This window comes from Sphaerochaeta sp. S2, from assembly GCF_016406725.1.
In the GTDB taxonomy this organism is placed as follows: domain Bacteria; phylum Spirochaetota; class Spirochaetia; order Sphaerochaetales; family Sphaerochaetaceae; genus Sphaerochaeta.
In genome coordinates this window covers 1-12,202 of sequence record NZ_JAEKNT010000020.1, presented here as the reverse complement: position 1 = coordinate 12,202, position 12,202 = coordinate 1, and the positions used below count along the sequence as shown (strand labels likewise).

Here is a 12,202-nt window from a genome sequence, read left to right as displayed (position 1 = left end):
GAGCAAGAGGGTTCAAAAACATGAAGAATTTCATGGCAATGATCTATTTTGTCTGTGGAGAGCTTGCACTTCCTAAAGCCACCATCATGTAGGGTTACCCACTCGATTCAGCGAATAACCAATAAATACCTATTATCTTCTTTGTTTAAAACTGCTTACAGTAAGTTTTTGACATCTTGCACGCGAGCCCGTACACTATAGGAAACACGAACAAAAGGAGTGATTTGTATGAAAGCAAGAAACGTTCTCATCACCGCCATGGTGATCCTCATGTTGTTGCCGGGTGTCCTCTTTGCCCAAGCAGCGGCCGAGGAAACTGATTCAAACACGATGCGACTCGCCTGGTGGGGCAACCCTACCCGCGATGAACGCACCTACAAGGCCGTCGAGATGTTCGAAGCCGAGAACCCAGGTGTCACCATTGAAACCGAGACAACCGGTTGGAGTGGCTATTGGGACAAGATGAACACCCAGGCAGCCGCTGGAAGTCTTCCTGACCTTATGCAGCATGACTATGCGTACATGCTCCAGTGGGTAGAGAGGAATCAGCTTGCTGATCTTACCCCGTATGTGGACAAGGGAATCATTGACCTCTCCAAGATCAATGACTCTTTCCTTACCGGTGGTATGGTTGACGGAAAACTGTATGGTATCAGCTTGGGCACCAACGCTGTATGTCTGACCTATGATCCTGCAGTTCTCAAGAAGGCTGGCATTTCACAGATCGACAGTGCAACCTGGACCTGGGCAGACTTTGAACGCATCGCCCTGCAGGTGTACCAGAAGACCGGTGTACAGACAATCCCGTTCTTCACCACTGATCCAAAGGTTGGTTTCGACAACATGATCCGTCAGACTGGTGCATCCACCTATGGGGAAACCGGACTTGGTTTTACCGATCCTGCAGCTCTGCGTGAGTTCTATGCAATCCAGCTCAGACTCCTCGATGCAGGTGCCCTCATTAAGCCGGAAACAGCTTTTGTTACCGTCAGCCCTGAGGAAGGAGCCATTGCCAAGGGTGAGACTTGGGTTGAATTCATCTGGTCCAACCAGTTTGTATCCACCCAGGCTGCGGCACAGCGCCCCCTGGAGATCGCTCTGCTTCCCAACCTCAAGAACGCAAAGGCAAAGGGCACATTCCTGAAGCCTTCCATGTTCTTCAGCATTCCAGCTTCCGCTGAGAATCCTGAACTTGCAGCAAAGTTCCTCAACTACTTTGTCAACGATATTAAAGTCAATGATATGTTGATGGGTGAACGCGGCGTTCCCATTCCTGATGATGTACGTGAGCACATGTCAACAATGGTTGACCCGATCAACAAGCAGATTTTCGATTACATCAGTCTTGCGTCCAAGAACGCAGGTCCGATTGACGCTCCCGATCCGGCAGGCAGCGGTGAGTTCCTCAAGATGGTACGTGATGTTACCCAAGAGATACTCATGAAGCGTGTTTCCCTCGATGAAGGGGTTGCCAAGATCATGAGCAGAGGAAACGAAATTCTGAAGTAAGCGCAACGGTACACTATGGGGAAGACCTGCTCCTGCGGGTCTTCCTCTATAGCCGGAAGGAGCATCCATGAAGCAACTCACATCTCGCAGGCGATCGTTTTTAGACGATCTATCTGGCTATGCCTTTATCAGCCCATGGCTGCTGGGGTTTATAGCCTTTTCCATTATCCCGATCCTCTTCTCCCTCTACTACTCCTTCACCGAATATGACATCCTCGGTGAACCGATATTCAATGGTCTGGAGAATTTCAGGAGGATGCTGGGTGATGAACTCTTCTGGCAATCACTGAAGGTTACCTTCTTTTATGCATTTGTTTCGGTACCGCTACGCTTGCTCTTTGCCTTCTTTGTTGCCATGCTGTTCAACCGTGGCACCCGCGCTATCAGGGTGTATCAGGCAATATACTACGTACCTTCACTGGTTGGTGGTTCAATTGCCATCGCGGTCATGTGGAGACGTCTCTTCATGGCTGATGGAGCACTCAATGCTGCATTGGCAAGAATTGGGATCGTCACCGACATATCCTGGATAGGAGACCCCTCAACAGCAATCTGGACATTGATCCTGCTTGCTGCATGGCAGTTTGGCTCCTCAATGCTGATTTTCCTTGCTGGACTCAGACAAATTCCCAAGGAGCTCTATGAAGCTGCCTCCATCGACGGGGCAAACCCCCTCAAGAAATTCACGCACATTACCGTTCCCCAGATCACCCCGGTCATCTTCTTCAACCTGGTTATGCAGTTGATCAACGGATTCACGGTCTTTACCCAAGCCTTTGTGGTATCAGGAGGATCAGGAGACCCCCTCAATTCCACCTTGGTGTATGCACTCTATCTCTACCAAAGAGCATTCAAGTACTACGATATGGGCTATGGAAGTGCCCTTGCCTGGGTCCTGGTACTGATAATCGGTGTCATGACCGGTATTGTGTTCAAGACCTCAAACAATTGGGTCTTCTATGAAGCAAAGGAGGGCAAATAAGATGTTGAACCGAAAAACGAAATATCTTCTCGGCCAGACCATATTCCACATCGTTGTCATCCTCCTGGGATTTCTGATGCTCTATCCGATTCTCTGGATGATTTCCAACTCATTCAAGACCAATGCTGAGATCTTTGGTTCAAGTTCCCTGATCCCAGAATCCCTGAGCCTGGAGCATTACATCAGGGGTTGGAGGTTCAACAATACGATTACCTTCACAACCTTCTTCAAGAACTCTTTCTACTATACAATCCTCTCCACCTTTGGGGCGGTGATTGCTTCCAGCTTGGTTGCCTATGGCTTTGCCAGGGTACCATTCAGGGGCAGGTCATTCTGGTATGCGTGCATGTTCCTGACCATGATGATTCCCTACCAGGTGGTCATGGTTCCCCAGTTCATCATTTTCCACAAGATTGGTTGGATCAACTCGTTCAAACCCTTGATCATTCCCCAATTTGCAGGACTCCCCTTCTTCATCTTCCTCATGGTGCAGTTCATCCGGCAAATTCCCTATGAGCTTGATGACTCGGCAAAGATAGATGGGTGCAATCGTTTCATGATCTACTCAAGGATTCTGTTCCCCCTGATCAAGCCAGCGGTAATTACCAGTACGATCTTCAGCTTCTACTGGAGATGGGATGACTTCCTTGGACCACTGCTCTTCTTGAACAAGCCAAGGCTCTTCACCGTTTCTTTGGCCTTGAGGATGTTCAGCGACCCACAGACCTCTACTGACTGGTCAGCCATCTTTGCCATGGGAACCCTCAGCCTTCTCCCTGTCCTGATCATCTTCCTGGTTTTCCAGAAGTACATCGTCCAGGGATTGGCTACCACCGGCTTGAAGGGTTAAGCAAGTTTCTCCCCTTCACAGAGAGCAAGGAGGATGATACCTATTCCATGGGTATCATCCAGGCGGGGGAGCAACTGCTCGGCATAGTAGTGGCGTGAACAGGAGAACTCCGAACCACGGCATACCCCATGTACATGGCCATCCCCATCGATGGCCTTTTTCTTGAGTCCGTCACAGGCCTTCAAACAGCCTTCCCTGTACGGTTCTGGGTTCTCATACCACCCTTGGCGTACACCCCTGGAGAAGGCACAAGCTGCCATCGCTGTACAGGAGCTTTCCTGGTAGGAAGATTTCATGTCCAACACCTGATGGAACATTCCCTCCTCATCCTGATGACGGAGGAACCCCTCGCTGAGCGACCGGAAAAACGTGAGCAGTTTTTTCCGTTTGGAATGATTATCAGGCAAAACCATCAGCAGCTCAGAGAGACTGAACAGTGCCCATCCATTTCCCCGTCCCCAAGGAATACCTGTGGCAATATTGCGCTCAAAATCATAGACATGGCTCATCAATCCCTTATCTTCCATATAGAGGTATTTTGCAAACCCGAAGAATTGGTTGATGGCGTCTTCCAGGTAGGAGTCATCCTTTGCATAGATGCTGTAGCGGATGAGGAAAGGGACTGACATATACAGGTCATCGACCCACATGGTATTCTCATGGAACTCATGCATGAGTCCGGTACGGAAAAAGGTACCATCGCTTAGGCGTGGCTGGATCTTGCTGATATAGGTGCGAACCACCTCGATGATCTCCTCAAATCCATGAAGCTCATGATCCTTTCCTACTTCGAGGACCGTTGATGCAAAGGATCCACAGTCATCAAGACTGTCCAGGCTTGTCATCAGATGATGTACGGCAGTACTGCCTCCAAGATGCTCCTTGTCCCACATGGCATACGCGTATGAGTCAAGACTGGCTTGTATATGGTTTTCCAGATACTCTGCAATGCGGTACGCCAGGGAAGGATCAGAGGAAGAGAGCATCCGCTCTGTTTCCACCAGGCCATAGAGGGTGACTCCGAGAGGATAGTTCCAATGCCCAAACAGAGGATTGTCATTATACATCCGTAGGTAGGTATCTTCCCCTTCAAGGTGCCAGAAATCTTCTCCGTTTGCTGTAGGGAATGGCTTGGTGTATTGAAATGAGAATACATCTGGACGAGCATCAAACGGACCAGCTATCAGATAGCGATAGGGATATGATGCAGGGAGGACTGGATTGAAAATCTCTATCATATCATTGGTCTTTGCATCAAGAACCTCCAAGGTTACCGGACTCTCAATCCTGGCATGGAGCAGGAGGGTATGCCGACCTGCTTGCAATTCAAGGGATCCCTCCACAGGAAGATCATCAAGAAAAAGCCGTGCATTGCTCCTAAAGGTACACCATCGGTCCTCCTCCAAGGTGAAGGAGGTTGCCAATACCGCACATTGGCCTTCCTTTGCATCGGGGAAAATGCTGGTAAGATCCACCGATTCCCCAGGTAATTCAGGACGTTCAGGATACCAATCCAGAGAATGCAAGGACTCCAAGGTAAGAGTTTCCAGAAGCGTTTCCTGTGCAGCTGAGTAACACAACCCTTCCATTTCACCGTAGAGGGAGGGCATAAGGAAATAATAATCCAGTTTACCAACCCACGTACCGAATTCACAGCCAAACCCACCACTGGTATTTTCACAGAGCAGGACCAAATCATTGAAACCCTTCTTCATTGGGAGTTCGAATATTTGTTTGCTACGATACCGTTCGCTGAATATATCACTCTCCCCCACCAAGGCACCATTCACATATATTTTGACCGGACCATAAGGAATAAGTGCGAAGCGAAGTGTAGTCTCTCCTGTGCTGGGGTACACTCCCCAGATATAGCTGTAGGAACCAAGAGGAGCTGAGGGAAGCAAACTCTGCAAGTCTGCATGGTAGCGGTAATCTTCTCTTCGGTAGATTCCTCGTTTCACGAACGGTCGCCAGGTATATTGGCCGTCTTCGTGTGACGCAAGGTATCGTTGTACAATAGTTTTTGCTGCATCCATTGATGACACGTGTTTCATATGGCTTGATCCCTCCATGCCTTTAGTATCGTGTTGAAATGGTAAGGTTGCAAGTGAATGCAAACAAAGCTTGAAAAAAATACTACTATCCTCTTGTCAAAAGAGAGAAAATTACGTACGTTAGTAATCGTTAACTTACTTTGGAGGAACCGATGCAGACAAAACGACAAATTGAATTGGTTGAAGCAGCAATCCGCGTAACAGCCAATGATGGTATCCAGAAGCTGACCATCCGGAATGTGGCATCCGCCATCGGTGTCAGCGAAGCAGCTGTATACCGGCATTTTGCAAGTAAACATGAGTTATTGCAAGCAATCCTTGTCCATCTTGATAGCTTGCTCAAGCCACAGTTTGCTACATTGCTCGCATCAAAAGATTCCTACAGGGAAGCGCTCACCAAGTTTGTTCATGACTTGTTCACACTTTTGGAACATAATGCAGCATTTACCCTTATGCTGTTCGCTGAGGAGACCTTCAATGTTGACATTCAACTCAAGCCACAGTTGGATGCTCTGCTACAGGGAAACCTGAAGCAGCTCTCTGCGTTCTATGCAGAGGCCATTGCAGAGAAACAGTGCAGGGATGATATGAACCCTGTTGAACTTGCAATGATCACCTTCGGCACCATTCGCCTCTATGTCTCGCGTTGGCATATGCAGGATGAACCATCAAACTTAAGTGAACAGGCAGGGCCTATCACCGCTGGCCTGAGTACCCTCTTCTCATTGCAATAACTGTACATTTCAATTTCATGAAAGAATGTTTATTTATTCTATATGTAAGTAAACGTTAACTATCGGAGGATTTATGCGATTTTTCACATCATTTGCTAAACGCCCATTTCTTCTCTTGCTCGCGGTATTGGTTCTATCCTCTATCTTTGTCATCTCCATTGCAAACAATGCAGTGCTGGAGACGGACCTTGATGAGTATATGCCAAAGACCCACCCGGCCTTTATGGCCAGTGATGAGGCAGAGAGCCTTTTTGGTATCAAGGATGCAATACTCATCGTAATAGAACACCCTGAGGGTATCTACAACCCCGGCACAATTGAGAAGATAGATGCCATCACTGTAGCGCTTCAGGAAGAGTTTGATGCAGTGGAATCCGTAACCAGTCTCACGACTGCAGACAACATCAAGAGTGATGATGGGTTTCTTGAGGTTGAACCGTTCTACTCCGGAAAAACGAGTGATTCGGCAATCTCACAAATGCAGGCCGAGGTAGAAGCCAACCCCATGATATATGGGAGAAATGTCAGTAAGGATGGGACGGCCACACTGATCATTGCTGAACTGAAAAGTGACATAGAGGCAGAGACACTGCAGACTTGGGCTGGGCAGTGGGAAGGACCAGAAAACCTCATGGTTGCAGGACGCCCTGTAGTTGAAGGGGCTCTTGCTCAGCTCGGACCAAAGGACATGGCGATCATGTTCCCCTTGGTCATCATCACTATGATCATCCTGCTTTACATCTTGTTGCGTTCAGTACGCGATACAGTACTGAACATGGTCATTGTGCTTTTTGGGACACTGGTCTCCTTCGGTTTGATGACCTTGTTGAACATACCCATCTATGCCGTTGATACCATGATTCCCGTCATGTTGATTGCCATCGGGGTTGCCTATGGTATTCACATGCACAATACCATCCACCACCTGATGCTCTCCTACCCTGACCTTTCCAAAGGGGAACTGGCTACCCAGTCCCTGAAGCAGATGGTAAGGCCGATTATCATGACAGCAATAACCACAGCTATTGGATTTGTTGCCCTGATGAGCAGCCAGGTACTTCCTGTCCGGTATTTTGGGTTGTTTGCAGCCATCGGTGTCCTCTCTGAGATGTTGCTTGCCCTGTTGCTTTTCCCTGCTTCCCTCTATCTTCTGGGAAAACCCAAGTACAAGAGAGCGAAGGCAGATCTTGAAATACAACAGGGAAAAGGAACGCTTTCAGACAAGCTCCAAGCACTCCTGCTAAGACGCCCGAAGATGGTTGTTTTCATCTCCCTTGCCGTGCTCATCATTGGAATCTGGGGAACAAGCATGGTATGGATCGATACGAGCTTCCTGGCAAACTTTGAGGAAGACAGCACCATTGCACAGACCGACCAATTTGTAAACAACAAGTTCGGGGGGACTTCCACCTTGAATATCATCCTGAGCGGGGATGAGACAGATCTCTTCAAGCATCCAGAGGTACTGCAGGCGATGGATTCCATGCAGGATGATATTGAGAAGGACCCAATTGTGGGAAACACACTCTCCCTTACAACCTTCATCAAGCAGATGAACCAAGTAATGCTGGAGCATGAAGAGGGAAGTTACAGCATCCCGGACTCCCAGGAACTGGTAAGTCAATATCTCCTGCTCTACGAATTTTCCGGTGACCCCGAATCCTTGGAAAAGGTCGTTGACTACGAGTATACCAGTGCAAATATTACGGTTCAGTTGAAGAGTGACAGCTCTGCTGTTCTCAAGGATATCCTTGCTGTGGTTGATTCCTACCGCCCAGTCTTCGCCGAACATGAAATTGAGGTAACGTATGCAGGCAGTGGTTACAAGGCCTTCATTTTCAGTGAACTCCTGCTTGAGGGACAGATCATCAGCTTGGCCCTAAGCTTTGTAATTATCATCATCCTCCTGGCTCTCCTGTTCAGGAACCTGCATATCGGCATCGTGGGAACCGTCCCCATTGCCATCACGGCTATTGTGAATTTTGGGGTGATGGGACTGCTGGGAATCCCGCTCAGCAGCGCAACTGCCTTGATAACCAGCATTGCCATCGGTATCGGGGTGGACTATGCCATCCACTTCCTGGAGCACTACACAAATGAACGCCTGGAGGGATCTTCACTTGAACAAGCCACGAGATCGACACTGAGGCATACAGGGAGGGCAATCATCTTCAATGCAATCGCCGTCATGGGTGGTTTTGCAATCCTGATGTTCAGCGTCTTCCCTCCCAACAGGCAGGTTGGTGCTCTTATCGTCCTTAACATGGCAACCAGTGCCTTGGGCACGCTTACCATACTGGTGGTGCTTGTGCACTACCTCGAGAAAAAACATGTGTTTCTTCCAAAACGCATACGATAACAATACAAGGAGTTACTTATGAACACACGTACAACAAAACGAATCAGTGTGCTTGCACTGCTCTTATCCTTCGCCTTACTTACCGTGAGCGCAGCCACCCCTGGTGGCAGCGAGGTAATGTGGGAAGTCTATAACCGCGATAGCGGGGATACCATGAGTGCCAATCTGATCATGACCATTACCAATGCAAGAGGATCGGTCAGGGAACGAACAATTGCCCAGTACCGAATGGATAAGAATGGGGTTGAGAGCAAGCTTATGTTCTTCCTCTCCCCCAGTGATGTAAGAAATACCAGCTTCCTCAGCTTCAGTTATGAGGATGGCAGAAGTGATGACCAGTACATCTACCTGCCAGCGCTCAGGAGAGTGAAGCGTATCGCAAGCGACAGCAAGAACGACTCTTTCATGGGTTCTGACTTTACCTATGATGATATGGGAAGCCGACATCCTGATTTGGACAGCCACACAGTTTTAAGGAAAGAGACAGTCGACGGGGTTTCGACCCTGGTTGTAGAGAGTATAGCAAAAGGTGATGAGGACTATCCCAGGACCCTCTCGTGGGTTGTAGATGGAGAGTGGTTCGGCCTGAAAAAGGAATTCTACCTTCCCGATGGAACGCTCGGAAAGACACTCACTATCGACGAATATGAAGCAATTGATGGCATCTATGTCATCACTGATATGACGATGAGAAACCTCGAGGAGAATACCTCCACCAGGATTCAGATGGAAGAGGTTGAATTCAATCAGGACTTTAATGACAGCTTCTTTAGTGAACGACAGATGAAAATTGGACCAAGGAGATAAGTAATGAAGCAGAAAAGCATCGTACTAGCAAGTATTTTACTCATTGCAGTCCTGTCACCGGCAGTAGCCGGGGACGGGGTATTCAGCGGCATGGTTAGAGACTATGCCACCCTTCGATTTGACCAGACTGACATGCCTGTACATGAAATAACAGCTGACCTTAAGTATGACTACTATGGGGACCTGGGAAAACTTACCCTACACCCGGTAGCGTACAGCTCGCCAAACGAAGGTGTTGAATTAGATCTTCATGAAGCCTACTTCGATTTCTATCTGCAGGATGCAGACCTCAGGGTTGGTAAGCAGAAGGTCATCTGGGGTGAAGCTGAGGGAGCATTCATCACCGACTTGGTAAGTCCCAGGGATATGCGCTCTTTCATCCTTGCTGACTTTACGGAGATCAGGAAGGCAGTACCAGCCATCAAGGTGGACTACTATGCAGGGGATTACACACTGCAGGGAATCTGGGTGACGCATTTCATTCCATCCACGCTTCCTTCCCAGGATTCAATGTGGGCACAGACACCTTCCATGCCGTTTCCTACAACAGGTACTGCTACGATCAATGATCCCACAATGCCAGAGTCCAGCCTGGAAAATAGTGAGGCATTCCTCTCATTGGGTAGGTTTGGAAATACCATAAGCTGGAAGGTAAACGGAGGGTATGTGTTCACCGATGAACCCTTGGTAACAGGGGTTGCAGCCTCTGGTGCTACTTCAGGAGAAATTTCCCAAGGGTATGAGCGGTACGGATTTGTTGGAGGTAGCTTCAATACAACCCTGGGAAGTGTGGTGCTCAGGGGAGAGGCAGCTCTGGCTCTCGAAAAACCGATGAACAGCGTTGATACCACAATCTCAATCGAGTACCATAACCAGGTACAGACGTTGGTGGGACTGGATTGGAATATGCTGGGGGCCCAGTGGTCGAGTCAGTATCTGCTTACCTATACCCATGACCATAATGATTCATTGGTAAGTCAGATGAAACCCATCAAGGAGTTCGCCCACACCCTCACCTTCAGGGTTCAGGATACATTCCTTGATGAACGCCTGACTGCAAAACTCTTCACCTACGTGGAACTAGAACCTGCCAATGCGCTGATTAGGCCATCCCTCTCCTATAACTTTGGAGATGGAGTCTTGCTTGAAGGCGGCGTGGAGTTATTTGTTGGTGATGAAGAGGGTACTTTCGGAGTCTACCAGGATAACTCCATGGCTTGGGCTGCACTTCGCTGGTACTTCTAGCACTTCATCAATCGCTTTGCAACATGGCTGCCTTTCTCCAAAGAGAGGCAGCCTTTGTTTGTATATGCACAACGCGAAGGGAGCCTCTTCTGGAAGCTCCCTTCAATAACCTAGACCAGCTGCTTAGCCAATCAACTCTGCAAGGTCATCCTCTACGGATGAGATTCCGGCAATCCCGAAGTTCTCAACCAATACGCTGGCTACATTCGGTGAAAGGAATGCAGGCAATGTAGGTCCGAGGTGGATGTTCTTCACACCAAGGTAAAGCAAGGCAAGCAGTACGATGACAGCTTTCTGCTCATACCAGGCAATGTTGTAGGCGATGGGAAGATCATTGATGTCATCCAAGCCAAAGACTTCCTTCAACTTCAAGGCAATGAGTGCCAAGGAGTAGGAGTCGTTGCACTGACCAGCATCAAGGACGCGGGGGATTCCACCAATATCACCAAGGTTCAGTTTATTATAGCGATACTTTGCACAACCTGCAGTCAGGATTACCGTATCCTTGGGCAGATTCTTTGCAAATTCAGTGTAATAATCCCTGCTCTTTGAGCGGCCATCACAACCACCCATGACCACGAACTTCTTGATCGCACCACTCTTCACGGCTTCAACTACCTGGTCAGCAAGAGCGAAGACCTGCTCATGGGCAAATCCACCGATGATCTCTCCTGATTCAATCTCAGTTGGGGCAGGACAGGTCTTGGCAAGTTCGATGATTTCACTGAAGTCCTTCTTATCCCCAATGCCACCTTCAATATGCTTGCAGCCCGGGAAACCGGTTGCTCCGGTGGTATAGAGACGGCTCTTGTATGATTCGGCTGGAGGTACGATACAGTTGGTGGTCATCAAGATGGGACCGTTGAAGGATTCAAACTCCTTCTTCTGCATCCACCATGCGTTACCATAGTTGCCATAGAAGTTAGGATACTTCTTGAATGCGGGATAGTAGTGAGCTGGGAGCATCTCAGAGTGGGTGTATACATCAACACCAGTACCCTGGGTCTGTTCAAGCAACATCTCGAGGTCCCTGAGGTCGTGACCGCTGATAAGGATGCCAGGATTCTTGCCAACACCAATCTTTACCTTTGTCATCTCAGGGTTACCATAGGTGCCGGTATTTGCTCCATCGAGCAGTGCCATACCTGCAACACCCCATTCCCCTGTCTTCAGGGTAAGGGCAACAAGCTCATCGACACTCTTCTCTTCAAGCAGGTCATTCAGGGCACTCTGGATAAAGGCATCGAGCTCTTCATTTTCCTTGATCAGGTTGTTTGCATGCTTGGTATAAGCGCTCACTCCCTTTAGGCCATAGGTAATCAACTCCTTCAAGGAGCGGACATCTTCATTACTTTCAGCAAGTACGCCAACAGTCTTGGAAAACTCTTCATAGGAAGCAGTGTCGGTGTTGTCATAGAGAGCGGCTTCACTCAATCCTTCCTTATTGGAAAGCTCTTTGAGCAAACCCTTCTTTGCCTCAATGGTTAGGAGAATTCTCTCGGTTACCTTTTCATCGTCAAAGTTTGCATTGGTGATGGTGGTGAACAGATTGTAGGTGACAATGTGGTTGATATCCTTACTGACCGACTTGTTTTCAGCGCGGAGTCTGGTTGCCACCTGGCTCAGCCCTTTGGTCACATAGATCAAAAGATCCTGCAGGTT

9 protein-coding genes are annotated in these 12,202 nt (G+C 48.5%); 7 read left to right on the top strand and 2 right to left on the bottom strand.

Features of this window, described 5'->3' with window-relative positions:
* Positions 1-228 precede the first annotated feature (228 nt).
* The 3 genes from JF818_RS00495 to JF818_RS00485 all read left to right on the top strand — a co-directional run bounded on the left by JF818_RS00495 (position 229) and on the right by JF818_RS00485 (position 3,341).
* Entirely contained in the window at positions 229-1,509 is a 1,281-nt protein-coding gene (locus tag JF818_RS00495) for an ABC transporter substrate-binding protein (protein WP_198890043.1), read from the top strand.
* 67 nt (positions 1,510-1,576) lie between these two features.
* Positions 1,577-2,491: a carbohydrate ABC transporter permease gene (locus tag JF818_RS00490; protein ID WP_198890042.1), complete on the top strand. Its 915-nt coding sequence runs from the start codon at positions 1,577-1,579 to the stop codon at positions 2,489-2,491.
* A gap of 1 nt (position 2,492) precedes the next feature.
* A complete protein-coding gene (locus tag JF818_RS00485; RefSeq protein WP_198890041.1) occupies positions 2,493-3,341 on the top strand; it encodes a carbohydrate ABC transporter permease in 849 nt (282 codons plus the stop codon).
* Here the strand turns inward: JF818_RS00485 and JF818_RS00480 are convergent.
* The gene (locus tag JF818_RS00480) at positions 3,338-5,395 is read right to left on the bottom strand and encodes a glycoside hydrolase family 105 protein (protein WP_198890040.1); all 2,058 of its coding nucleotides are present in this window, start codon (positions 5,393-5,395) and stop codon (positions 3,338-3,340) included. The genes JF818_RS00485 and JF818_RS00480 overlap by 4 nt on opposite strands.
* Before the next feature lie 152 nt (positions 5,396-5,547).
* On the opposite strand from JF818_RS00480, the gene JF818_RS00475 reads away from it, so the two are divergent.
* From JF818_RS00475 to JF818_RS00460, 4 genes are all read left to right on the top strand, one after another.
* Complete coding sequence (locus JF818_RS00475) at positions 5,548-6,129, top strand: TetR/AcrR family transcriptional regulator (protein ID WP_198890039.1); 582 nt, start codon at positions 5,548-5,550, stop codon at positions 6,127-6,129.
* A gap of 73 nt (positions 6,130-6,202) precedes the next feature.
* Complete coding sequence (locus tag JF818_RS00470) at positions 6,203-8,488, top strand: RND family transporter (protein WP_198890038.1); 2,286 nt, start codon at positions 6,203-6,205, stop codon at positions 8,486-8,488.
* Between the two features lie 18 nt (positions 8,489-8,506).
* Entirely contained in the window at positions 8,507-9,295 is a 789-nt protein-coding gene (locus JF818_RS00465) for an outer membrane lipoprotein-sorting protein (protein ID WP_198890037.1), read from the top strand.
* A 3-nt stretch (positions 9,296-9,298) separates the two neighbouring features.
* On the top strand, positions 9,299-10,540 hold the full coding sequence (locus JF818_RS00460) for a DUF1302 family protein (RefSeq protein ID WP_198890036.1): 1,242 nt from the start codon (positions 9,299-9,301) through the stop codon (positions 10,538-10,540).
* 123 nt (positions 10,541-10,663) lie between these two features.
* On the opposite strand, the gene hcp is transcribed toward JF818_RS00460, so the two are convergent.
* Positions 10,664-12,202 (bottom strand): hydroxylamine reductase (gene hcp, locus JF818_RS00455; protein WP_198890035.1); only part of this gene is annotated, 1,539 nt, incomplete at its 5' end.